20 protein-coding genes are annotated in these 24,329 nt (G+C 36.7%); 6 read left to right on the plus strand and 14 right to left on the minus strand.

The window, feature by feature from the left end:
• The first annotated feature begins 185 nt into the window (after positions 1–185).
• Positions 186–560 (plus strand): hypothetical protein, encoded by a 375-nt coding sequence (locus C4F40_RS10735; RefSeq protein ID WP_196939404.1) that lies wholly within the window; start codon positions 186–188, stop codon positions 558–560.
• Positions 561–633: 73 nt separating this feature from the next.
• On the opposite strand, the gene dnaA is transcribed toward C4F40_RS10735, so the two are convergent.
• On the minus strand, positions 634–2,061 hold the full coding sequence (gene dnaA / locus C4F40_RS10740; protein ID WP_196939405.1) for a chromosomal replication initiator protein DnaA: 1,428 nt from the start codon (positions 2,059–2,061) through the stop codon (positions 634–636).
• Positions 2,062–2,423: 362 nt separating this feature from the next.
• Positions 2,424–4,352, minus strand: a complete 1,929-nt coding sequence (dxs, locus tag C4F40_RS10745) for a 1-deoxy-D-xylulose-5-phosphate synthase (protein WP_196939406.1) — start codon at positions 4,350–4,352, stop codon at positions 2,424–2,426.
• Between the two features lie 167 nt (positions 4,353–4,519).
• On the opposite strand from dxs, the gene C4F40_RS10750 reads away from it, so the two are divergent.
• Entirely contained in the window at positions 4,520–5,269 is a 750-nt protein-coding gene (locus C4F40_RS10750; RefSeq protein ID WP_196939407.1) for a segregation and condensation protein A, read from the plus strand.
• Here C4F40_RS10750 and C4F40_RS10755 read toward each other — a convergent pair.
• The 3 genes from C4F40_RS10755 to C4F40_RS10765 form a co-directional block, all read right to left on the minus strand.
• A complete protein-coding gene (locus tag C4F40_RS10755) occupies positions 5,266–5,970 on the minus strand; it encodes an enoyl-CoA hydratase/isomerase family protein (protein ID WP_196939408.1) in 705 nt (234 codons plus the stop codon). The genes C4F40_RS10750 and C4F40_RS10755 overlap by 4 nt on opposite strands.
• Before the next feature lie 145 nt (positions 5,971–6,115).
• A complete protein-coding gene (locus C4F40_RS10760; RefSeq protein WP_196939409.1) occupies positions 6,116–6,970 on the minus strand; it encodes a beta/alpha barrel domain-containing protein in 855 nt (284 codons plus the stop codon).
• A complete protein-coding gene (locus tag C4F40_RS10765; RefSeq protein ID WP_196939410.1) occupies positions 6,960–8,111 on the minus strand; it encodes an acyl-CoA dehydrogenase family protein in 1,152 nt (383 codons plus the stop codon). The genes C4F40_RS10760 and C4F40_RS10765 overlap by 11 nt, the downstream gene beginning before the upstream one ends.
• Positions 8,112–8,248: 137 nt before the next feature.
• Here C4F40_RS10765 and C4F40_RS10770 point away from each other — a divergent pair, with 137 nt between their 5' ends.
• Complete coding sequence (locus tag C4F40_RS10770; RefSeq protein ID WP_196939411.1) at positions 8,249–9,856, plus strand: acyl-CoA carboxylase subunit beta; 1,608 nt, start codon at positions 8,249–8,251, stop codon at positions 9,854–9,856.
• A gap of 27 nt (positions 9,857–9,883) precedes the next feature.
• Here the strand turns inward: C4F40_RS10770 and thiL are convergent, their stop codons facing one another.
• Both thiL and nadA read right to left on the minus strand, forming a co-directional pair.
• Positions 9,884–10,924 (minus strand): thiamine-phosphate kinase, encoded by a 1,041-nt coding sequence (gene thiL / locus C4F40_RS10775; RefSeq protein ID WP_196939412.1) that lies wholly within the window; start codon positions 10,922–10,924, stop codon positions 9,884–9,886.
• 101 nt (positions 10,925–11,025) lie between these two features.
• The gene (nadA, locus tag C4F40_RS10780) at positions 11,026–12,024 is read right to left on the minus strand and encodes a quinolinate synthase NadA (protein ID WP_196939413.1); all 999 of its coding nucleotides are present in this window, start codon (positions 12,022–12,024) and stop codon (positions 11,026–11,028) included.
• Between the two features lie 484 nt (positions 12,025–12,508).
• Here nadA and nadB point away from each other — a divergent pair, with 484 nt between their 5' ends.
• On the plus strand, positions 12,509–14,101 hold the full coding sequence (gene nadB / locus C4F40_RS10785; RefSeq protein WP_196939414.1) for an L-aspartate oxidase: 1,593 nt from the start codon (positions 12,509–12,511) through the stop codon (positions 14,099–14,101).
• A gap of 3 nt (positions 14,102–14,104) precedes the next feature.
• Positions 14,105–14,617: a gamma carbonic anhydrase family protein gene (locus tag C4F40_RS10790; RefSeq protein ID WP_196939415.1), complete on the plus strand. Its 513-nt coding sequence runs from the start codon at positions 14,105–14,107 to the stop codon at positions 14,615–14,617.
• A gap of 17 nt (positions 14,618–14,634) precedes the next feature.
• Here C4F40_RS10790 and C4F40_RS10795 read toward each other — a convergent pair whose 3' ends face one another.
• The 5 genes from C4F40_RS10795 to C4F40_RS10815 form a co-directional block, all read right to left on the minus strand.
• Entirely contained in the window at positions 14,635–16,191 is a 1,557-nt protein-coding gene (locus tag C4F40_RS10795) for an Ig-like domain-containing domain (RefSeq protein ID WP_231390017.1), read from the minus strand.
• Positions 16,192–16,390: 199 nt separating this feature from the next.
• Entirely contained in the window at positions 16,391–18,250 is a 1,860-nt protein-coding gene (gene mnmG, locus C4F40_RS10800) for a tRNA uridine-5-carboxymethylaminomethyl(34) synthesis enzyme MnmG (RefSeq protein ID WP_196939417.1), read from the minus strand.
• A 53-nt stretch (positions 18,251–18,303) separates the two neighbouring features.
• Positions 18,304–20,172, minus strand: a complete 1,869-nt coding sequence (gene abc-f, locus C4F40_RS10805; protein ID WP_196939418.1) for a ribosomal protection-like ABC-F family protein — start codon at positions 20,170–20,172, stop codon at positions 18,304–18,306.
• A gap of 236 nt (positions 20,173–20,408) precedes the next feature.
• Positions 20,409–20,795 (minus strand): Co2+/Mg2+ efflux protein ApaG, encoded by a 387-nt coding sequence (gene apaG / locus C4F40_RS10810; RefSeq protein WP_196939419.1) that lies wholly within the window; start codon positions 20,793–20,795, stop codon positions 20,409–20,411.
• A 248-nt stretch (positions 20,796–21,043) separates the two neighbouring features.
• Positions 21,044–22,081: an LLM class flavin-dependent oxidoreductase gene (locus C4F40_RS10815; protein WP_196939420.1), complete on the minus strand. Its 1,038-nt coding sequence runs from the start codon at positions 22,079–22,081 to the stop codon at positions 21,044–21,046.
• Positions 22,082–22,368: 287 nt separating this feature from the next.
• Here C4F40_RS10815 and C4F40_RS10820 point away from each other — a divergent pair, with 287 nt between their 5' ends.
• On the plus strand, positions 22,369–23,007 hold the full coding sequence (locus C4F40_RS10820; RefSeq protein ID WP_196939421.1) for a DUF6266 family protein: 639 nt from the start codon (positions 22,369–22,371) through the stop codon (positions 23,005–23,007).
• Here C4F40_RS10820 and miaE read toward each other — a convergent pair whose 3' ends face one another.
• Positions 23,008–23,589 carry a MiaE family protein gene (gene miaE, locus C4F40_RS10825; RefSeq protein ID WP_196939422.1) on the minus strand — a complete coding sequence of 194 codons (582 nt, stop codon included), beginning with the start codon at positions 23,587–23,589 and terminating at the stop codon, positions 23,008–23,010. It abuts the gene before it with no gap.
• A gap of 105 nt (positions 23,590–23,694) precedes the next feature.
• Complete coding sequence (locus tag C4F40_RS10830) at positions 23,695–24,327, minus strand: gluconate 2-dehydrogenase subunit 3 family protein (protein WP_196939423.1); 633 nt, start codon at positions 24,325–24,327, stop codon at positions 23,695–23,697.
• Between the last annotated feature and the right edge of the window lie 2 nt (positions 24,328–24,329).

Genomic DNA, 24,329 nt, shown 5'->3' on the forward strand with positions numbered 1-24,329 from the left:
TAATAATAAACTGAATATCAGTTTATTAAAGGGTGTATAATTTTCATTATACACCCTTTGGTTTGTTAAATCATGTTAAAATGTAACAAAATAGATACACATATACAACAAATCAGCTCTTTTAGCTGTTATTATATCAACAACAATTAAAAATATAGTATTTAAACATTTTAAAAATTTATGCCATGAAAAAATTAATTTTAACAGGACTAAGCTTTTTATTCGCTATTACATTAACATTCGCTCAACAAGGGACAGCTGAGGAAAAAGCAAAGGAAACAGTGACAACGCTCACAGAAAAGTTGACACTCACGGAAGAGCAACAAGCTTCTGTATATAATATTGTGTTAGAAAAAGCAACAGCGAAATATGCGCTAAAAGCAGATACAACATTATCAGAAGATGCAGTTAAAGAACAAATCTCGACATTAACATCGACTGCAGATGCAAAGATAACGGAGTTGTTGACGGACGAACAAAAAGCTGAATTTGCCAAATACGTTGAAGAGCGTAATGCTAAAAAAGAGGAACAACCATCACCCATTCAGCCAGTACAATAATTAAAACTATAGTACACAAAAAAGGGAGGGATTCATAAAATGAATCCCTCCCTTTTTTGTGTACTACCTAACCTTATGATGCTTTCAATTTCTTTTGGATATCCTGCACATACGTTTTAAACTTTTTATCGGTTTCAATTAGATCTTCTACGGTTTGACAGGCGTAAATAACCGTGGAATGATCTCTTCCTCCAAAGAAGTTTCCAATTGATTTCAATGAAGATTTCGTGTGATTTTTAGCCAGATACATAGAAATCTGACGAGCCTGTACAATTTCACGCTTACGAACTTTTGATTTGACCATTTCTACAGGCACTTCAAAATATTCGCAAACTAATTTTTGAATATATTCCATCGAAATTTCCTTGTTTGTATTCTTAACAAAATTCTTTAACATCGACTTTGCCAAGTTCAAATCAATTTCTTTCTTATTCAGCGTTGATTGGGCCAACAAAGATACCATAGCACCTTCTAACTCACGAACACTATTATCGATCTGCGTAGCAACATATTCTACAACACTGTCAGGTAATTCAATACCATCGGAATACATCTTCTTTTTCAAGATAGCCATTCTCGTTTCTAAATCCGGAATCTGGATATCTGCAGACAATCCCCATTTGAAACGACTTAGTAACCGCTCTTCTAAACCAGACAAATCTTTCGGCGCTTTATCTGAAGTCAGGATAATTTGCTTACCCGATTGGTGTAAATGGTTGAAAATATGGAAGAATATATCTTGTGTTTTCTCTTTTCCTGCAAAATTGTGAACATCATCCATTATAATTACGTCCATTGCCTGGTAGAAGTTAACAAAATCATTGATCGTATTATTTTTCAATGAATCTACAAACTGCTGACAGAATTTTTCACAAGAAACATAAATAACAAGCTTATCCGAAAGGTTTTTCTTAATCTCATTTCCAATAGCTTGTGCTAAATGGGTTTTACCCAACCCTACATCTCCATAAATCATTAACGGATTAAAAGAGGTTCCTCCTGGTTTATTGGCAACAGCATAACCAGCGGACCGCGCCAAACGGTTACATTCGCCCTCAATAAAATTATCAAACGTATAATTTTGATTTAATTGCGGATCTACTTGTAATTTCTTTAATCCAGGAATAACAAAAGGATTTTTGATATTCTTGTTAAGAGCTACGGGAACAGGAATTGACTGCCTCTTTGCTTCCGCACCATTTCCTGTTGAAGGAAGATTGGTTGTATATGGTATATTAGTCGAAGATTTTTCGATTACGATATTGTATTCCAAACGGCCCTGTTCGCCTAAAAACTTTTTAACGGTCTTACGAAGAATCCCTACATAATGCTCCTCTAACCACTCGTAGAAAAATAAACTTGGCACCTGAATAGTTAAAACGTTTCCTTCCAAACGAACCGCTTTTACGGGCTCGAACCATGTCTTGAAACTTTGTGCTGGGATATTGTCTTTTATAACCTGAAGACAACTATTCCAAACACTTGTATACGTTTTTTCCATTCCTAAATTGTTAATAACTTGATAACCAATTAATGATATAAAAAGTGTTTATAACTTTTCCTTACAACGAAGATGACAAAAATTTTTCAGCTAAAAAATTAAAAAGTTAAAAAAAACTTAAGTAATTAAAGAACAACCAGTTAAACGATTTTTTTAGTTGTTTTTAGCGAATGAATTCCTGTCAACTTATTCTTTTCCACAGAAAAAAAATAAACGAAATTTTAAGTAAAATTTGCATTTGAATCGAAGTAGACTATTAAAGATGTGGAAAACTCTAACTATAAAACTTCAGTATGTTTTTACTACAAAAAATAAGCCACAAATACTTGTGGCTCAATTGATTTTTTGTTGAAAGGCAACAACTAACTGACCATAGCATCTGTAGGCATTGCTTTCGCCATTTTTCGACATTCTTCAATAATGGCTTTTGCATCGTAATGACAAATATCCCAAAGTTCGGACTGTTCACCATGCTCTACAATACTGTCCGGAATACCCAAACGCTTCACTTGCGCCCGATAGTTGTAATCCGACATAAATTCTATCACGGCAGACCCAACTCCACCGGGCAAACAACCGTCCTCCACGGTTATCACCTTACTGAATTTCTGAAATACTTCGTGCAAAAGCTCCTCATCTAAAGGCTTAGCAAAACGCAAATCATAGTGGGCAGGATGGATACCTTCACTATTCAATATAGACAAAGCCTTTGTTGCTTCATTACCAATATGCCCGAAGGTCAGAAGAGCAACTTCTTCTCCGTCTACAAGTTTACGTCCCTTACCGATCCTAATTTCTTTAAAAGGTCTTTTCCAATCTAGCATCACACCACTACCTCTTGGATAACGAATTACAAAAGGACCCTTATCTTCCAATTGTGATGTATACATCAGATTACGCAATTCTTCTTCATTCATCGGAGAAGACACAATCAAATTTGGAACACAACGCATATAGGCTATATCATATGCTCCGTGATGCGTAGGACCATCGGCACCTACTAAACCCGCACGATCAAGACAAAACACAACATTTAACTTTTGCAATGCTACATCGTGTATGACCTGATCATAGGCCCGTTGCATAAACGTCGAATAAATATTACAAAAAGGAACTAATCCTTGCGCAGCTATACCCGCACTAAACGTAACAGCATGTTGTTCTGCTATACCTACGTCAAAAGCACGGGTAGGCATTTCTTTCATCATGATATTCATAGAAGACCCAGACGGCATAGCCGGTGTTACACCCATAATTTTAGGATTAACTTCAGCCAATTCCACTAATGTATATCCAAAAACATCTTGATATTTTGGTGGCTTCGGCTTATCCGACGAAGATTTTTTAATTTCTCCCGTAATTTTATCAAATAAACCTGGAGCGTGCCATTTCGTTTGATCTTTTTCCGCCAACGCGTATCCCTTTCCTTTTACCGTAACCGCATGTAATAATTTGGGTCCGGGAATATGTTTAAGGTCTTCTATCGTTTTTACCAATTTATTGACATCATGCCCATCTACAGGACCAAAATATCTAAAGTTGAGCGATTCGAATAAATTTGCATTCTTTAATAATGTTCCTTTTATACTTTGTTCCAATTTTTTAGCCCAACCATATGCATCAGGGCCATTTTTTGAGATTTTAGCTAATACGGAAATCAGATCGTCACGAAATTTATTGTAGCTTTTTGACGTGGTGATGCTCGTTAGATATTCCTTTAAAGCACCTACATTAGGATCAATCGACATGCAATTATCATTCAGGATAACCAATAAATTTGATTTCTCGATACCCGCATGGTTTAGTGCTTCAAAAGCCATACCCCCCGTCAAGGCACCATCGCCTATAACAGCAACATGCTGTCTGTCTGTCTCTCCTTTGTATTCGGAAGCTACGGCCATACCTAAGGCTGCCGAAATCGATGTTGAGGAATGTCCTACACCAAACGAATCGTATTCGCTCTCACTTCGTTTAGGAAATCCGGAAAGTCCTCCTATTATCCTGTTGGTATGGAAAGTTTCGCGTCTACCTGTTAATATTTTATGTCCATATGCTTGATGACCTACATCAAATATAATCTGATCATAAGGGGTATTTAAAACATAGTGTAACGCGACAGTCAATTCAACCACCCCTAAACTAGCGGCGAAATGTCCGCCATTAACAGATACGACGTCAATTATATATTGCCTCAACTCTTTACATACTTCCTCTAAATCAGATTCCTTAAGTTGTCGTAAATCAGATGGATAGATTATATTCTGTAAAAGTGCTCCTGCCTCTACTTGCATAAATGAAAAATTTCAAAATAAGATACAAAGTAACAATTTATTCTATAAACAGTGGAACAATATAAGCAAATAAAAGTTTTTGCCGTACCCTTTGCGCTCTTTACTCTTTTGCAACTAAAAATAATACTTGTAAAAAAATCCAAGTTTGTCTAAGTTTGAAACAGTTTATGGAAGCTACTAGTTACGAAATCAAGTTAGAACAGTTCGAAGGTCCTTTTGATTTATTATTGTTCTTTATCGAACGTGATGAATTGAATATACACGACATCCCAATCTCTAGAATCACAAATGACTTTTTGGATTATATTCAAAAAATGCAGTCTTTGAATATTGAATTAGCCAGTGAATTTATTTTTGTAGCCTCTACTTTAATGCGTATTAAAGCCAAAATGCTGCTTCCAAGGCCGGATCTCGAAAATGAAAACGAGGTAGATCTGAAAGAACAACTCGTTCAAAAACTGATCCTCTACAAGCAATTTAAAGACGTATGTGAACACCTTAAAGAGGCTGAGGATAGAAGATCAAAGTTGCATCTTCGCGGCAATATTACCTATGATTTAAAGAATACAAAACGTCAAATCATGGAAGAAGAACTTTCCTCCTTTGATTTGTATAAATTGATGATGGTTTACGAGAAAATGATGTATCATTTTACACACCGCGTACTTCCTGTAACACATACCGTTATTAAGTTTCCCTACACCATCGAACAGCAGAAGAAGGCTATCTCCCAGTTAATAGAACTCAACAAAAAACTCGATTTTCAAAACATTCTAAAGAATTCAGAAAACAAAGTACATTTTGTTTTTAATTTTCTCGCTATTCTTGAAATGCTTCAGCAAAAACTATTGGAAATTGAAGTAGGAATAGGATATAATAATTTTTCGGTTGAGAAAAGAGCTATTGAATTAAATTAATCTTTCTTTAATGTATCCAAACAATTTTTAAGATACGCAAATTGTTCTTCTTTTACTACCGTCGGTAATTTTCTCAAAGCTTTAATACCCGTCATTAAAGCTTTAGTACTACGTCTTTCGAAGGAATCCAAAATTGATTCAACGGCACCTTCTCCTATAAATCCGTCAACAATACCAAGCGCTATTGCTTTCTGGACGTCAAAATATTCGGTATTTAGACACAACTGTAACACCTTTTTTTCGGGCAATACTTTAAGTAAACCGGCCATCACCTGAAACGGAAAAATACCCAAATCTACCTCCGGAAGTTTAAACTGTACATCTTTTTTACAATAGACATAACTACAACCAAGAATAATAAGAAAACCGCCCGCAATAACATTTCCCTCTACTATCGCTATAGAAGGTTTCAATAAACCATCGAATACCTGTCCCAACGAAATATCCTGATTCTTAATGAACGGATTAAGAATATCAAGCATTGGATTTTCAAACGTATTGAGATCCATTCCTGCGCAAAAAATAGGACCTTCCGCTTTAATTATGACAACTTTAATGGCATCATCGGCATTGGCCAGATCAAACGCATGCGCTATTTCGTTGACCATTGTCGGTGTAAACGCATTTCTCTTTTCCGGGCGGGCCAATGTCAAAATAAATCTGAAATCCTTCTTTTCTACTTTTATAAAATTATACTCCATTATCCGATACCCCCTCTTTAATTTAAAAATATACTTTTTTATCTGCTACAGCCGAATATTCTATTTCCTGTAATCCACTAAATCTTGTAATTTTATCCTCTATTTTTAATCTAACACCTAACACCTAACACCTAACACCTAACACCTAACATCTACTTATCAACTCTTGAAAACCGACTAACAATGGTGTTCTTTCCGCGAGACTCCCCCTTCCAAACCTGTCCAAAAGCAATTCCGAAGGGATATTACCTACCAAGTCGTCCAGAGCAAAGGGACATCCTCCATATCCTAGCATCGCACCTTCAAATGTTTTACATCCCGCATCGTAAGCTGCATTAACTTTCAAAAGTGCTGAATTAGCGCCACTGTGCAAATGAATACTAAATTCCAATTCGGGAAAATTAACAAATAAAATACCCAAAAGTTCTTTTATCACTAAGGGAGACGCTTCGGATGTGGTATCAGCTATGGAAAATCGGCGTATACCCAATTCCTTCAATTTTTCAATCCATTCCAATACGATATCTGTATGCCACTTATCTCCATACGGATTTCCGAATGCCATGGAAATATAAATCAATAGTTGCTGAGCAGGTGTGCTATCGATAATCTTTTTACAGGCTACTACCTTACCAAAAGATTCGGATATGGAGGAATTTGTATTTCGCTGTTGAAACGTTTCAGAAATAGAAAACGGATACCCCAGATAATCTATTTTTTCGAATTGGCTACCAATTTCAGCACCCTTTTCATTTGCTATAATAGCAATTAATTGGGTGTGATCATCCTTTTGAATGAGATCAATAAGCGAGCTTGTATCCTTCATTTGGGGTACCGCTTTAGAAGAAACAAAACTACCAAAATCAATATAATCGAAAAGTTTACTTTCAATCAATTGATTAATATATCTTGCTTTTTTCTCCGTTGATATAAAGTCAGCTATACCCTGTATCGCATCGCGAGGACAATCTACCAGTTGAATATCCGATTTACTTAACATCCTTTTTTATTTCTCTGGAAATAACCATTTTTTGAATAGCACTTGTACCTTCTCCAATCGTACATAACTTCGCATCACGAAAAAATTTCTCTGCTGGGAAATCCTTCGTAAATCCGTATCCACCGTGAATCTGTACACTTTGATTAGAAACTTCCACAGCGGTTTCAGAAGCGTATAATTTTGCCATTGCACCTTCTTTTGTGACGTTTTTACCGGTATCTTTCAGATATCCTGCCTGACGGATCAACAATTCAGAAGCTTCTACTTTTGTAGCCATATCCGCTAAAGCAAAACCAACATCCTGAAAATCAAATATTTTCTGATTAAACTGTTCTCGTTCATTCGCATATATTAGTGCACATTCATAAGCCCCGCGGGCTATTCCTAACGATAGCGCTGCTATAGAAATCCTTCCTCCATCCAATAATTTTAAAGCTTGTATAAAGCCGTTACCTACCTCTCCGATGACTTGACTTTTATGCACTCGACAGTTATCAAAAAACAAACTAGCTGTTTCCGACGCACGCATTCCTAGTTTATCAAGTTTTTTACCTGCAGTAAAACCAGGTGTTCCTTTTTCAATGATAAAAGCGGTCACACCATGCTTATCACCTTTCTTTCCGGTGCGAACCATAACTACGGCCACATCCCCACTAATTGCGTGAGTAATAAACGTTTTCGATCCATTTATAATAAAATAATCCCCGTCAGCTACTGCCGTAGTCGTCAGTCCTCCTGCATCCGACCCGGAGCCGGTTTCTGTCAGTCCCCAAGCGCCAATCCATTCTGCAGAAGCTAATTTAGGGAGATATTTTTGTTTTTGTTCTTCATTAGAAAATGACAATATATGATTTGTACACAAGGAATTATGTGCAGCAACAGATAAACCTATCGAACCACATACCTTAGATATCTCATCTAAAATCGTTATATACTCTTGATAACCTAAGCCTGTACCATTGTATTTCTCGGGAACTAACACACCCATAAAACCGTGCTCACCCATTTTTTTAAAGAGATCCACAGGAAAGTGTTGGCTTTCATCCCATTCCATGATATAAGGTTTAATATGAGCTTGTGCAAATTGGCGAGCACTTTCACGTACTAAATCCATTTGTTCTGTATTTTTCAATTCGTACATAATAAAATATTCCTTAAGTTTATATAGGGTTTTAATCTATATTTACAAATATCATAAAAAATAAATAATATTTTACGATATTTATAAATATAGATTCTTTAACAGATTACAAATTAACATTTTTTTAATATATCCGTATGGACAAACTACTGACATTACTAAAGGAAAAAACAAAAAAACTTCATTTAGGAGGCGGTATACATAAAATACAAAAACATAAGGAAAAAGGAAAACTAACCGCTTGGGAACGGATTATCTACCTTCTAGACGAGCATAAACCGTATACTGAAATAGGAATTTTTGCCGGAGATGGAATGTATAAAGAAGATGGAGGTTGTCCGAATGGTGGTGTCGTAGTCGTACTCGGTTATGTAAAAAATAAATTATGTATCATCGTGTCAAATGATGCTACGGTAAAGGCTGGAGCTTGGTTTCCAATTTCAGGTAAAAAGAATCTCAGAGCACAGGAAATAGCGATGGAAAATCGTCTACCTATTATCTACCTAGTAGATTCCGCTGGTGTATATTTACCTATGCAAGATGAAATCTTCCCCGATAAAGAACACTTTGGTCGTATATTTAGGAACAATGCTAAAATGTCGGCAATGGGCATCCCACAAATATCAGCAATAATGGGATCCTGCGTAGCTGGAGGAGCCTATCTGCCTATAATGTCTGATTACGCCATGATCGTGGAGGGGACAGGGTCTGTTTTTCTAGCTGGATCTTATCTTGTGCGCTCATCAATAGGAGAAATTATTGATAACGAAACTCTAGGAGGAGCGAGTACACACTCCGAAATATCGGGCGTCACAGATAATAAATACCCAAATGATGAAAGCTGTTTAGATGCCATTCGTCGCATTGTCGATAAATTTGGTGATAATCCCTATGCTGGATTTTCACGTATTAAAAGTACGGAACCTGCCTTTCCTTTTCAACACATTTACAAACACTTACCAGAAGATAGGCTTAAACCTTACAATATGATACACATATTGGAAGCAATTGTTGATAAAGACTCATTAGAAGAATATAAAAAAGATTATGGTAAAACGATTATATGTGCATTAGCTCGTGTAGATGGCTGGGCTGTCGGAATTGTCGCGAATCAACGTGAAATTGTTAAGGCCAAAAAACCGGGAAATGCAACGGAAATGCAAATGGGAGGGGTAATCTATTCGGATTCAGCAAACAAAGCAGCTCGATTTATAATGAACTGTAACCAACAGAAAATTCCACTGGTGTTCTTCCAGGATGTAACGGGTTTTATGGTGGGAAGTCGTTCAGAACATAATGGTATAATTAAAGATGGGGCAAAGATGGTAAATGCAATGGCTAATTCAGTGGTACCAAAATTCACCTTTGTAGTCGGAAATAGCTACGGAGCGGGCAATTATGCCATGTGTGGTAAAGCCTATGATCCACGATTAATCTATGCATGGCCTACCGCACACATGGCTGTAATGAGCGGCGCATCTGCAGGTAAAACGCTGCTTCAAATACAGGAAGTGACTTTAAAATCCAAAGGAATAGAACTTACGGAGCAGGATAAAAACAAATTACTAAAAGATATTGAAACAAAATACAATGAACAATTAAGTCCTTATTATGCAGCGGCCCGTTTATGGGTAGACGGTGTTATAGATCCTAAAGATACCCGTAAAATTATTTCTATGGGCATTGAAGCCGCGAATCACAACTCAACAATTGAAAGGTATAATGTAGGCGTGATACAAACCTAAAATAAATATCGGTTGAACAACCGATATTTATTTTTTAAACGCGTTCCATCCCTGAGCTGTAATTGGATGAACATGTCCTGATTTTGAAATCATTTCGCATCCCGCCTGCTCTTCGGTGATATAACCAATAATAGAAATATCAAGCTGATTTTTAATTTTATCGTACTGATCCTGCGAAACGGTAAACAATAGCTCATAATCTTCACCGCCACTCAATGCACAAACGGTTGGATCTAAGCCAAATTCACGAGCAGTCTCATAAGTCATCGGATCCAATGGAATTTTCTCTTCATAAAGCTTACATCCTACTTTTGAAGCATTACAGATATGCAATATTTCAGATGCTAAACCATCCGAAACATCGATCATTGCACCGGGTTGTATACCATACGCTTCAAACAATTCCACAACATCCTTTCTAGCTTCTGGTTTTAATTGCCTTTCAATTATGTAATCTTTACCTTCTAAATCCGGTTGAATTTCAGGATTTTCCAAGAAAATATTCTTTTCACGTTCCAATAGCTGTAATCCTACATAGGCACCACCAAGGTCTCCCGAAACACAGAGTAAATCACCTTCTTTTGCACCTGAGCGATAAGCTATTTTATCCGCATCTGCATATCCGATACTCGTTACGGAAATCACAAGGCCTTGTGCCGACGCCGAAGTATCTCCCCCCACTAAATCGACATTGTATTTTTTACAGGCAATCAGTGCACCTTCGTATATTTCTTCAACAGCTTCTAAAGGAAACTTGGAAGAAAGGCCTATGGAAAAAGTTATTTGCGAAGCCAAGCCGTTCATTGCATAGATATCACTTAAATTAACCTGCACAGCTTTATAACCCAAATGTTTAAGCGGAACATAACGTAAATCAAAATGTATACCTTCCAGTAATAAATCCGTTGAAATTAATGTTTTCTTATTACCGAAATCCAACACTGCAGCATCATCGCCTATTCCCTTTACGGTCGAAGATTCAGTGATTTCCACAGCTTCCGTCAGATATTTAATTAGACCAAATTCGCCTAACTCATGAATATCGGTTCTATCTTTATTATCAAACATTATTTAATTCAAAAGTATTAAGTTAAAAAACAAAAGTCAAAGGTTATAAGTATAAGAGATCTAAATGTATAAATACTCATATCTGAGATCTATAAAGAAAGCTACAATCCTAATTGAGCCGAAATCTCCAACATACGTTCAATAGGTTTTTGTGCCCTAAGAATAACATCTGCAGCTAAGTTAATTTCAGGCTGTTCGTAATATAAACAGTTATATAATTTTTCCAACGTATTTAATTTCATATGCGGACAATCGTTGCATGCACATAGGTTATTTGGAGGGGCAGGAATAAAAGTTTTAGTCGGACTAGCCTTCTGCATCTGATGTAAAATTCCCGACTCCGTGGCCACGATGTACGTTTGACTCGAGTCCTCAATCGTAAATTTCAGCATCCCGGAAGTAGATCCAATATAATCCGCTTTGGCCAAAATATGATCTTCACATTCGGGGTGTGCTATAAATTTTGCTTCGGGATAAGCATCTTGTAAAGCATCAATCTTATCTTGCGAAAAAATCTCATGCACCATACAAGCACCATTCCACAAAACAAGATCACGCCCGGTTTTCTTTTTAACATAAGCACCTAGATTTCGATCCGGACCAAAAATAATTTTTTGATCTAGCGGCAGACTTTCTACAATTTGCACTGCATTACTTGAAGTACAGACAATATCCGATAAAGCCTTTAGTTCTGCTGTACAATTTACATAGGTGATGACTAAATGATCTGGATATTGTTCTTTAAACTTAGCAAAGAGGTGTGGAGGGCAACTATCTGATAAAGAACACCCTGCCTTCAAATCTGGTAATAAAACCTTTTTTGTTGGTGAAAGAATTTTCGCCGTTTCAGCCATGAAATGTACACCGGCAAAAACAATTACATCAGCGTCAGTTTTAGCCGCTTGTTGCGAAAGACCTAAGCTATCTCCAATATAATCGGCTATATCCTGTATTTCAGATTCCTGGTAGTAATGAGCTAAAATAACAGCATTCTTTTCTTTCTTCAGTCTGTTGATTTCAGAAACAAGATCAATAGTTGGATCTACATCCACATCTATAAATCCCTTTGCTTCTAAATCTCTTTCAAAAGTCGTATTCATTATCTCTTCTCTAAATTGCCGTTAATTACTTTGACTAATCAACTTCACAAAAGTAAACAAAGAAATTCAAACGAAATCCACATTCTCTTTTTTCAATAAATAATAATTCTTTTTATAAAAGAGAATCTTATTGTTTATTAGCATGTGGAAAATGGGGATAATTTAGATCGTATTTATTCTTATATACGGATAACTTGTTTTTATCAACAACTTATTCACATTTTGAATTAGATTTAGTATTGATTATCAATTACGTAAAATTTAGCCGTTTTTATTTTCCATATTTTTATGTGAGTTTTTTAGCGTTTATAATTTGTTAATATTATATTCAAATTGAGGTAATAATTCCATAACATATGTGTGAATTTTAGTTGGATTGTGGATGAATAAATAGTTTTAAAATTTAATTCACTATTTGTCTACACGTTTTCCACATATTTTGTTAATTTGTTGTCTTACAATGTTGATATATATAAAGAGCGGTATGTCTTTCAGAAAGGTTGATTTTTTAATAGTTGGATCGGGTATAGCTGGTTTGAGTTTTGCCTTAAAAGCGGCTAAGTTGGGGAAAGTATTGATTGTTACCAAGGCAAATGAAGATGAATCAAATACGAAGTATGCTCAGGGTGGTGTTGCAGTCGTTACGGATCAGACAGATAGCTTTGAAAAGCATATCCGGGATACACATGCTGCAGGAGATGGATTATGTAATCCACAGGTTGTGGAAAACGTAATTAAAGAGGGGCCGGCGCGAATTGATGAACTTATCGCTTATGGAACTTCTTTTGATAAGGAAGCTTCTGGTGAGTATGATTTAGCCAAGGAAGGTGGACATTCCGAACATCGTATTTTGCATTATAAAGATATTACCGGATATGAAATCGAACGTACGTTATTAGATCAGGTACATCAGAACGCCAATATTGAAATACTTACGCATTACTTCGCGGTAGATTTAATCACCCAGCATCATCTTGGAGAGCACGTGGACAAGAAATCGCAAGATATTAATTGCTATGGCATATATGCTTTTAACACAAGATCAAATCGTGTTGAAAAGTTTCTTGCAAAGGTAACGTTGATGGCTACGGGAGGGGCGGGTCATGTATATGCAAGTACGACAAATCCCATAATTGCTACTGGAGATGGAATAGCGATGGTATACAGAGCAAAGGGCAAAGTTAGAAACATGGAGTTTATTCAATTTCATCCGACTTCGTTATATAACCCAAGCGAGTACCCGGCTTTTCTGATTTCAGAAGCCGTGAGGGGTTTCGGTGGTATACTTCGTAGAACCAATGGGGATTCTTTTATGGAAGAATATGATGAGCGGGGTTCGTTGGCATCACGAGATATTGTTGCAAGAGCCATAGACGCGGAGATGAAGAAATCGGGAGTGGATTACGTATATTTAGACATTACACACCGGAGCAAATCGGATTTGCTCGCTCATTTTCCCAATATTTATGAGAAATGTCTTTCCATCGGGTTAGATATGACTACGGATTTTATACCAGTTACGCCAGCTGCGCATTATTTATGCGGAGGAATATTAGTAGACGAGTTTGGTGCTACGTCAATTCAGCATTTGTATGCTTGCGGAGAGTGTTCGTCTACAGGTCTGCATGGTGCTAATAGGTTGGCTTCTAATTCATTACTTGAGGCTGCCGTATTTGCACATCGTATTTTTTTAGATGCAAGTGCGCGATTCTCTGCGCTGGATTTTAAGGAAGGCGTTCCGGATTGGGACGATTCTAATACACGACTCTCCAATGAAGATATATTGGTAACACATAATCTGCGTGAAACACAAAAGTTTATGAGTGACTACGTGGGTATTGTACGATCTGACTTTCGCTTGGAGCGTGCGATGAGTCGATTGGGACTTTTGTATGAAGAAACAGAATCTTTTTATAAGAAGACAAAGCTTTCTGTAAAACTTTGTGAGCTAAGAAACGTTATTCAGGTTGCATATTTAGTGGTGAAGTCTGCCATGAGAAGAAAGGAAAGCAGAGGGTTACACTATACGACAGATTATCCTGAGCACGCTGATGCATTAGAAGATACTATTTTATAAGATATGGCGATTATATTACCTGTTAAAGAGCATTTTCCGTTTATAGGAGAAGACACCTTTGTCGCACCCAATTGTACAATCGTGGGAGACGTAACTATCGGTCAATATTGTTCCATATGGTTTAATGCAGTAGTTAGGGGAGATGTCAATTACATCAGGATTGGAAACTATTCCAACATCCAAGACAATGTAACTATTCATGGTACATATGAGCGGAACGGTACTGATATTGGTCGATATGTTAATATAGGTCACAATGCAATTATTCACGGTTGTACGATACACGATTACGTATTGATCGGAATGGGTGCTATTGTAATGGATAGATCTATTATTGAGTCCAATGTTATTGTAGCTGCTGGGGCGGTCATTTTGGAAAATACAGTATGTGAATCTGGCTATTTATATGCAGGAGTGCCCGCAAAAAAAATTAAACCACTCACAGACGATCAACTTCACTTGTTGCAGAAGCTTCCACATAACTATGTTTTATATAGCTCTTGGTTTTCTGATTAAAACCGAGAAGTGTAGTACTATTCGAATTTTACGGCTATCGTTTCATTCTGCTCCCAATTTGCACGAATAGTAAAAGTCTTGTTGAGATACCAGATAGGTTCTGCTTGTTCTAGCGTATATACATTAGCACCATCCCATTTATTATTTCCGTTTATATCCTGTATTATTCTTATAGAGTATTTTCCTCCAGGAAATTTACTGTAGTTTAATGTGGATTGATTTCTTATAATTCGTTTATTAAATACTTTCGTTTTGGCTTCGTCAATTAGCTCGACGATATAGTTCGATGAGGTATCCAAGCCGGTTATCTGAAAGATAATATCTCCATAATTATCAGTCTCGTCAAGTGTAAATTTAGTTTTATGCTCTTTATTGAAGTCATCAAATGGACTGAGCATCGCTTTTTCTTCTAAGACTAACTCGTAATTCTTATTTGCTCTCCAATTGAATCTGATGTGGTATAGGTTGCTATTTAAACTATCTTGTTGTAATTGAAAATTTCGTCGCGATACGGAGTCTTCTAAGAGCTGTATTTTGTTTTTATCGATAGATGCTAGCGGAAATTTACTGCTGAGTGTAATATGATTTATCTTATCTACTTTGTTGGAGATATTCAATAGGGGAGTAATGAATCGCTCGTATTTATCATTTTTTCCTCTTCGAATTAGAATAGTATCAATAATATTTTCATTATCAGATAGCTGTAGCTTTAACGAGTCGAAGTCTAAGTTTTCTAGAAAGACAAATGCGGAATCCTTATAATTTGAGTAATTAACGACTTTTGCTGCATTGTATGTGCTCGGATCAAAAATTTGGAGATCTGGATCATCTAGTTGTTGATTAAACGTAAGTAGTATTCTGCTGTCTTTTTCTATTTTCTTTTCTAACGTGCGGTGTTTTAGCGGTTTTCCTTTCGAGTATTCTAGATGAATACCGGAAATATCGGTTGTTAATATGATACTGTCCTTTAAAAACCCGATTGCTTCGTCAGGACTGTTATATATTCTATCGTTGTTTTGCTCCTGCAGCGCGTATATGCGGTACGTATCTTCCCTCAAATTTTTAAAAGTAAAATTTCCGCTAGTATCTACAGAGGTAAATATAGAAGCTTTCTTTTTACCAAAAATAGAATCTTGTCGAGTTGGAATCAAAAGAACACGAACATCTTTATCTACTTTTTCATCAAATGTTTTTGTAAATGCGTTTTTAACAGATCCAGATATCGTCAAGGAATCTAATTCGGGACCAGTGGCAAATACGTATGTATAGTTTATAATCGGATTACTTTCATTATAATCTACTAGTCCTTTTCCGAAGTTGATGGTGTAAGTGGTATTATTTTCAAGTGTATCGGGTAGTTTAATATGTAGATTTTTTTTTCGCACTCTATATTCTGGCTGTTTCTCTACATCAGGGGAGATACTAAACTCTTTAAATTGATTATTGAGTTTAATAAATTCATCAAACGTGAGTATAATTTCCGAGGCTTTGAAATTCGTAGTAAGATTTATTGGGGATTCATTTAATAGCTTAGGAGGTAATGAATCTTTCGGTCCACCGGTAGGCCTTTGCATATTGGCGCAATGGAAAAGCGTAAGCGATATAAGGACAATAAAAGCTAAAATAACCAATTTCTGAAATTTACCGCTTTTTAAGCTCTGTGAGCTGTTTTTATATATGTCGGACCCCTGTTTCATATTCTTTAAAATATCGTCTTATATAGCTTAATATTAAATATTTATTTTTATTTATAAAATATTGATTTACAGTGTTTTAACTAATATGAACCATCAAAACACTTATATCTGATGGTGAAACCCCTGATATTCTTGATGCTTGGCCTAAAGTCCTCGGTTTTACTTTAAATAGTTTTTCACGTGCTTCGATGGATAAGGAAGGCAGAGATGAGTAATCGAAATTTGGATTGATTTCCCTATCTTCCATTTTTTTCATCTTATTTACGATTTCCTGTTCTTTTTCGAAATAGCTATCGTATTTTACCTTAATTTCGGCCTGTTCAATAATCTCTTCATTAAATGTGCTTAGAAATGTGTGAAAGTGGGTATCGGCTTGAGCGATATCCGTAATCCCCACCTGAGGTCGAGTTAAGATATTAAACAAGCGTGACTTCTGTGATAGCGTGCTTGATCCTAATTTTTCAAGAACGGGATTCATGTGATCTGTACTAACGTTGTTTTTTTTCATATAATCTACGATAGCATCTGAGTTGGTTACTTTTTCTTTTACTGTTTGTAGTCTTTCGTCAGATACTAGTCCAAGTTTATGTGCTAAAGGAGTTAGTCTTATATCCGCATTATCTTGTCTAAGTAATAAACGGTGTTCAGCTCTCGACGTAAACATACGATAAGGTTCTTCTGTACCTTTCGTAACCAAGTCATCGATTAGTACACCAATATACGATTCAGATCTTTTTAAAATAAGTTCATGTAAATCGTTTACCCGCTGATGTGCATTTACACCGGCAACAAAACCCTGTGCGGCCGCTTCTTCGTATCCCGTAGTTCCGTTAATTTGTCCGGCAAAGAATAATTTTTTTACACGCTGTGTTTCCAATGTAAGATCGAGCTGCATAGGAGGGAAGTAGTCATATTCTATAGCATATCCAGGTCTATACATTTTTGCTTGTTCAAATCCTGGAATTAACTGTAGTGCTTTTAATTGTATATCTTCTGGAAGAGATGTTGAGAATCCATTTACATATATTTCTACAGTTTTGAAACCCTCTGGCTCGACAAATATTTGGTGCCGTTCGCGTTCGGCAAATCGATTGATTTTGTCCTCTATGGATGGACAATAACGAGGACCTAGACCTTTAATTCGTCCAGTGAACATGGGTGATTTTTCAAAACCTGTTTTGAGTACCTCGTGTACTTTGTCATTCGTATAGGTTATCCAACAACACCGTTGTTCAGAGGGCATCTCTACATTTGTATATGAAAATTTACCTTTCTTTTCGTCTCCCCATTGCTCTTCCATGAGCGAATAGTTTAGACTCCTGCCGTCGATTCTAGGTGGGGTACCCGTCTTCATGCGACCTGATTCAAACCCAAGTGATACCAATTGTTCAGTGAGACCGGTGGCGGATTTTTCACCTGTTCTACCTCCTCCGAATTTCTTTTCACCGATATGGATTATGCCATTTAAAAAAGTACCGTTCGTAAGAACTACTGCGTTTGATTCGATACGAATACCCAATGATGTGATTACACCTTTAGCTTGTCCGTTCTCAACAATTACCTCCTTTACCGTGTCTTGCCACATATCTAGATTTGGTAAAGATTCTAATTGTAATCTCCATTCCTCCGCAAATCGCATTCGATCATTTTGAGTTCGCGGACTCCACATAGCAGGTCCTTTAGATTTATTTAACATACGGAATTGAATAGTCGACTTGTCTGCGATTATACCTGTGTAACCACCCATTGCATCTATTTCCCGTACTATTTGTCCTTTGGCAACTCCGCCAATAGCAGGGTTGCAACTCATTTGAGCAATTACACCCATGTTCATCGTTATTAATAAAGTAGATGAACCGAGATTTGCCGCTGCCGCTGCTGCTTCACAACCGGCATGTCCGGCACCGACGACAATAATATCATATTTTTTAAACATACTTCAATTCTGAGGTTTCACGTGAAACATATTAATATGTTTCACGTGAAACTTTATATATACTCTGCTAATTCTAACCAACGCTCTGATTTTTTATCGAGGGATGATTTTAGATTTTCAATTTCAGATGCTACTTCGACTAGCTTTAAATGATCTGTTGTTTCAGATAGTACATGCGTTTTATCAACGATGATAGTTTCTAGTTTAGTAATCTCCTGTTCTAAATTTTCGTACTCTTTAATCTCCTTGTAAGTTAACTTTCTTTTGGACGAATTTTCAATAGGAGGGAGAGCGGCTGTAATTGTCTTGTTTTTTATAAGTGCTTTTTCTTCTTTTATTTTTTGGTCTTGCTCCAATTTGAAATCAGCGTAATTTCCATTGTAAATCGTAATAGATCCTTCTCCGTTGAAAATGAAAAGTTGTTCGGTTAACTTGTCTATCAAATACCTATCATGCGACACTAGCACAAGTACACCAGGGAAATTTAAAAGAAATTCTTCAAGTACATTTAACGTGTCAATATCTAAATCATTAGAAGGTTCATCTAAAATTAAGAAATTAGGATTCGCCATTAACACACGCATAAGATGTAACCGTTTCTTTTCACCCCCACTTAATTTATTAACCATTCCAAACTGCTTTTCAGGAGGGAAGAGGAATAAAGTTAGTAACTGCGATGCGGTAAGCGTATCTCCATTTGCCATTTGAATATATTCGGCAATATTTTTTACAACATCCAACACACGCTCGCCTTCATTAAATTGAAGTCCGCTTTGTTTGTAATATCCGAATTTAGTTGTTTCCCCAATTTCGATCTTTCCGCCGTCGGGCTGTATCTCATTCGTAATAAGATTCAAAAACGTACTTTTACCGGAACCGTTTTTGCCCGCCAATCCAATACGATCTCCTTTTTTAAAAATATAGCTAAAACCAAATATAATCTCCTTCTTATTATAGGTTTTAGCTATATTTTCCAGTTCAAGGATTTTCGATCCCTGACGAGATACTTTTACACTCAACTGTACTTTGTCATTTTGACGAGGACCCTTAGATTTATCTTCTAGATCATAAAAGGCTTCTATACGTGCTTTTGATTTTGTTCCGCGTGCCTGAGGTTGTCTCCGCATCCACTCCAATTCTTTTCGAAGTAGATTTCGAGCTTTTTCTGCAGAAAGCACGTCGTTGTATTCGCGATCTGATTTTTTTTCTAAATAATAAGCGTAATTACCTTTATAAATGAAAAGCTGGCCTTTATCTAACTCACGGATTTCTGAAGAAACATTATCCAAAAAGTACCTGTCGTGTGAGACTGTTAAAACCGTTTTGTTACCTGTCGTTAACAATTTTTCAAGCCATTCAATCGTTTCTATATCCAAATGATTGGTAGGCTCGTCTAAAATGTATACATCTGGTTCGTCAATTAATAGCTTGGCTAACGAAAGGCGTTTTTTCTGTCCCCCAGAAAGACTATCTATTCGTTGATCAAAATTGGAGATTTGTAATCTATTTAGAATAGTCTTAATATTATGTTCATATTCCCAGGCATTTAAAGCAGTTAATTTGTCGGTGATATCAGCTAATTTATTATTATCAATATCTTGACTATCAATTAGTTGCTCGTATTCTTTTATGAGTTGCTGCTGCTCGTTATCCGCACTGTATATAAAATCATTGATTGTATTTAATCCGGTGAAATCCGGTTCCTGAGGTAAATAACCTATACGAATTCCTTTCTCTTTTACTACTTTCCCCAGATTCGGTGGAAACACATCAGCAAGAATTTTCAATAGTGTAGACTTGCCCGTGCCATTAATTCCTACTAAAGCGACCCTTTCGCCTCGCTGTAGTGCAAAATGTAAATCTTTAAAGAGCCATTTGTCGTTGAAAGAATGACTTACTTGTTCTGTTCCTAATATACTCACGCTATTTTTTTATTTCTCTGTTTTATAAATGTAAATCCCTTTGCTCGAAAAAGTAGCGATAGGTACATTCTTTCTTTAACCGCAAATAGAAATTTAGGACACCAACTAATTCGTTGACGCCCAAGATCAATGCGTCATCTTTTTTTATAGACATACTTATCCAAGTACAAAAGTAATGAAATATTCTTTTTTAGCGGGGAAAATAGTATGACAGGAAATGTTTTTACAAATACCTGTTAATTAAGCCTGAAGTCGGCTATTAAATGAAAACGGGGAATATCGACATGAATAACAGCGGCATCAACTTCGCGAACCATGGTGTAAAATCCCTCCATGTAGCCAATATCGCTTTTTAAATTACAACCAGAAACGTATCGGTGTATTTCTCCTGGAGCTAAGGTTGGTTGTTCCCCCACTACACCATCGCCATCAACTTTTTTATGTTCACCGATGGAATCAAAAATTTCCCAATGCCTACTGATTAGTTGAGCCGTATGATCACTCGCATTTTCGATCGTAATACGATAGGCAAACATAAAATGCATATTAGTAGGATTAGAATATTCCGGTTGATAGATACATTCTACTGAGACTTTTATTCCAGATGTCGATTGCGTAATCATATTTGTTTCAAACTTAGATAAATTTGTTTTTATATACAAAATATAATCGCGATGAATATGATAACAAATTAATCATTCGCTTTGGTTCATATTGCATGAATGAGCGCAGTGCGGTTATCGCTCTCTCCTCTGCCTTTAGGATTTAATTAATAGCGGAAAAATAACGACATAGGGGGACTTTTTACAGCGATACTGTAAATGCGCACAAATTTGCAGATTTGCAAATACGCAAATCTGCAAAAAAGTACTTAAACTTTACTTGCTTCCCGCACTTTTGGGGCGATTTTATTTCCATATATTTCAATCGCTTTCATCATCTCTTTATGAGAAGGACTACCCACATCCATATGTGCAGAAAAACGGGTCAGACCAAATGTATCTTTTACGCGGAGAATTTTTTCGATCGCTTCATTTGCATCTCCTACAATCAAATGACCGTGGGGAGATCTTCCGAAGTCAAATTGAGAACGTTGATAAGGAGGCCATCCTCTTGAAGCTCCTATTCTATTCATCTGTGCCGAATAAACCGGATAATATTGATCAGCTATAGCTTGGCTATTTTCACCGAAGAAAGCATGCATATGAACGCCCACCTGAAATTTGGACATATCATGGCCGTTATCCGCGTAGGCCTGCTCGTACAATTCAAATAGTGGTTTGAATTGTTCCCAAGCTCCCCCTATAATGGCGAACATAACCGGTAAACCTAACTTTCCTGCTCGGATAACGGAAGAAGTCGTTCCGCCAACAGCAATCCAAATCGGCAAATGATTGTCCATAGCACGCGGTAATACTTCTTGATCAATTAAAGATTTACGGAATTTTCCCGTCCAGTTAATGGGATTTTGATTGTTTATTTTTACGAGGAGATCTAATTTTTCTTCAAAAAGTTCACTATAGTCTTTAAGGTCATATCCAAATAAAGGAAACGATTCTATAAAAGAGCCGCGCCCCGCCATCAGTTCAGCTCGACCATTCGAAAGTAAATCTACTGTTGCAAAATCTTGATATAATTTTACAGGATCCGTGGAGCTCAATACCGATACGGCACTTCCAAGTTTAATGTTTTTGGTAACAGTTGAAGCCGCAGCTAAAATAATTTCAGGGGAGGCAACAGCATAATCTGGCCGATGATGTTCCCCCATTCCGAAGAAATCTAAACCAACTTCATCCATTAACTTTACTTCTTCGATAATTTCTTGAAGACGTTGTTGAGTAGATTGGATTTCTCCTGTTATGGGATCTATTTGGAGATCACCAAACATCCCTATTCCTAATTCTAACATAATTTTTCCTCCTTTTAAAACAAAGGTACTACCGGAATCTCTAATAAATCTTGAACTAGATTAATAATTTGAAAATTTTAACTTTTTTGCTTTTACTAGGATACAACAAGGATTTGTTTTCGATATTAACCGGGATATAACAGAGATATAACAGGGGTTTTACAGGGGGTTAACAGGGGTATTAACACTATAATATCTCAGTAATTACCATTTAAAAATAAATTAAATAGATGGTAAATAGCGAAATTATGTCTAACTTTAACAGACAACTAACCCAATAAAGAATTATGGCAATACAAAAAGATGGACCAAACGGAGCTTTTATCGGAAAAGTAGGCAGCGTGTTCGGATACGTAATGAACGGACAAAATATTATTCGGGGTCCAAAGAAGAAAAAAAAGAGGAAACTGAGTGAAGCGGAACTACTAAATCGAAAGAAGATGAAGGTTGCCGGAGAGTTTATGGGCATGATATACCCCGTAGTACGGTATGGCTATAAAGACATCGCACCCAAGGGGAGCCGTGTAGGTCCAGTGCAAATGGCACAATCGCATGTATTAAAAGAGTGTATGGAATTAAATGATCGACAGGAACCTTTTGTAAACCCAGAGAAGGTGTTGGTTTTTCGGGGAAAATTATCGTCCCCTCAGGAATGTGTCGTTGAACAAGATGGTGATAACTTAAAATTCCGTTGGCGGATTAACTCCGCGTATAATGATTCTTCTTATAAATTGAATGTATTAATTTACGAAATTGGTGTTGAAGCAGCAATAAAGATCGCTGTGGTCGACGCAAATTTGGGCCAGTGTGTGATATCTTTTCCGTTGTTGAAGAATAGCAAAAGTCCTGTACATGTTTATGCGGGTTTTGTTGATGTGCTTGAGGGCGTGCTATCCGATTCGGTTTATCTTGGTGTGGTGGGGTAATTACCCGTGTATGTGTTCTTTATTTCCGTAAGATTGAATAAGGCGACCTTCGAAATCTAGCCATTCTTTCCATCGCTTATCAACATCTACGTCTATGGTATATTTGCGCGCAAAGTTTAAAAAGGTAGTATAGTGATTAGCTTCTGATACCATAAGATCATAATAGAATTTGGCCAAGGCTTCATCTTTTAAGTTTTGGGTTAACACACGAAAACGTTCACAGCTTCGGGCTTCGATCATGGCGGCAAATAGTAGTCTATCGATGAAGGCTTGATTGCGCGAACCATCTTTCTTCGAAAATTTCATCAATTGACCGACATAATCATCCTTCCGTTCGCGGCCTAATGTATAACCCTTTTCTTTGATGATGTCGATCACCATCCTAAAATGTTCCATTTCTTCGATGGCGATCGCCGTCAGTTCATGTACCAGATCTTCGTATTCTGAATTTTGTGTAATCAAGGAAATGGCATTAGATGCTGCTTTTTGCTCACACCAAGCGTGATCGGTCAAAATTTCTTCCAAATTTGATTCAGCAATATTTGCCCAACGCGGATCCGTTAATAGTTTTAAACCAAGCATAATTATTCCAATTTTCTAGCCCCAAACATAGATAAAGTTATTTTATGTGCAAAAAATAACTTTATCTCGTCCCCCGCTTCAGAAGAAAGAACGGATTTCTTCTATCTAAATGACGCCCTCTAAATCAAAGCCATGTTCTTTTAAAATGTCCTGAGGTACCCCGTTCCATACACCAGGCATATTACCGGCATATCCAATATCCTTTACACCCATTTGACTGGTAAAAAATCCAGATGCCGTTAGATTTCGCAGTAGTGCGAAGAATGCAACACCTTGTTGTACTTCTGGTTTTGCTTTGTCAGGATAAGCAATCTCGTCCAATAATGCTGTTTGTTGGTCCGACTTACATTTAATAAAGACATTATTAAATTTCTTTTGAGAGCGTACATCCAGCCATTTAAGACCACCCCGCATAGGTATTTGATTATCAGGAAGATCTTTTACCATAAACTCAATAAAATCCGGTACCCCAGCCTCTGAGGCAGATCCCGAGATTTCATCTTTTGGTATAATAAAATCGACCAATAACGTGATCGTAGCAAATTCATGTTCGGTAAAAAAAGTTTGTTCCGCAAGCTGCGTATTTCGCGCATGTTCAAAATCCTGAACTCCTGGTAATTTATCTGTAGCTTTAGCATCCGCATTTTTAATGTTTTTATTGTCTTTACAGGAATTAGCGAGCATTCCCGTTCCAGCGGCTAAAAGACCTAAAGCTTTTAATGTATCTCTTCTGTTCATAA

It is taken from the genome of Sphingobacterium pedocola, assembly GCF_015209965.1.
Lineage (GTDB): Bacteria > Bacteroidota > Bacteroidia > Sphingobacteriales > Sphingobacteriaceae > Sphingobacterium > Sphingobacterium pedocola.

Excerpts from the sequence above, each read along its gene's own strand:
- C4F40_RS10735 (WP_196939404.1), top strand. The coding sequence starts at position 186 with ATGAAAAAATTAATTTTAACAGGACTAAGCTTTTTATTCGCTATTACA.
- dnaA (WP_196939405.1), bottom strand. The coding sequence starts at position 2,061 with ATGGAAAAAACGTATACAAGTGTTTGGAATAGTTGTCTTCAGGTTATA.
- dxs (WP_196939406.1), bottom strand. The coding sequence starts at position 4,352 with ATGCAAGTAGAGGCAGGAGCACTTTTACAGAATATAATCTATCCATCT.
- C4F40_RS10750 (WP_196939407.1), top strand. The coding sequence starts at position 4,520 with ATGGAAGCTACTAGTTACGAAATCAAGTTAGAACAGTTCGAAGGTCCT.
- C4F40_RS10755 (WP_196939408.1), bottom strand. The coding sequence starts at position 5,970 with ATGGAGTATAATTTTATAAAAGTAGAAAAGAAGGATTTCAGATTTATT.
- C4F40_RS10760 (WP_196939409.1), bottom strand. The coding sequence starts at position 6,970 with ATGTTAAGTAAATCGGATATTCAACTGGTAGATTGTCCTCGCGATGCG.
- C4F40_RS10765 (WP_196939410.1), bottom strand. The coding sequence starts at position 8,111 with ATGTACGAATTGAAAAATACAGAACAAATGGATTTAGTACGTGAAAGT.
- C4F40_RS10770 (WP_196939411.1), top strand. The coding sequence starts at position 8,249 with ATGGACAAACTACTGACATTACTAAAGGAAAAAACAAAAAAACTTCAT.
- thiL (WP_196939412.1), bottom strand. The coding sequence starts at position 10,924 with ATGTTTGATAATAAAGATAGAACCGATATTCATGAGTTAGGCGAATTT.
- nadA (WP_196939413.1), bottom strand. The coding sequence starts at position 12,024 with ATGAATACGACTTTTGAAAGAGATTTAGAAGCAAAGGGATTTATAGAT.
- nadB (WP_196939414.1), top strand. The coding sequence starts at position 12,509 with ATGTCTTTCAGAAAGGTTGATTTTTTAATAGTTGGATCGGGTATAGCT.
- C4F40_RS10790 (WP_196939415.1), top strand. The coding sequence starts at position 14,105 with ATGGCGATTATATTACCTGTTAAAGAGCATTTTCCGTTTATAGGAGAA.
- C4F40_RS10795 (WP_231390017.1), bottom strand. The coding sequence starts at position 16,191 with ATGCAAAGGCCTACCGGTGGACCGAAAGATTCATTACCTCCTAAGCTA.
- mnmG (WP_196939417.1), bottom strand. The coding sequence starts at position 18,250 with ATGTTTAAAAAATATGATATTATTGTCGTCGGTGCCGGACATGCCGGT.
- apaG (WP_196939419.1), bottom strand. The coding sequence starts at position 20,795 with ATGATTACGCAATCGACATCTGGAATAAAAGTCTCAGTAGAATGTATC.
- C4F40_RS10815 (WP_196939420.1), bottom strand. The coding sequence starts at position 22,081 with ATGTTAGAATTAGGAATAGGGATGTTTGGTGATCTCCAAATAGATCCC.
- C4F40_RS10820 (WP_196939421.1), top strand. The coding sequence starts at position 22,369 with ATGGCAATACAAAAAGATGGACCAAACGGAGCTTTTATCGGAAAAGTA.
- miaE (WP_196939422.1), bottom strand. The coding sequence starts at position 23,589 with ATGCTTGGTTTAAAACTATTAACGGATCCGCGTTGGGCAAATATTGCT.
- C4F40_RS10830 (WP_196939423.1), bottom strand. The coding sequence starts at position 24,327 with ATGAACAGAAGAGATACATTAAAAGCTTTAGGTCTTTTAGCCGCTGGA.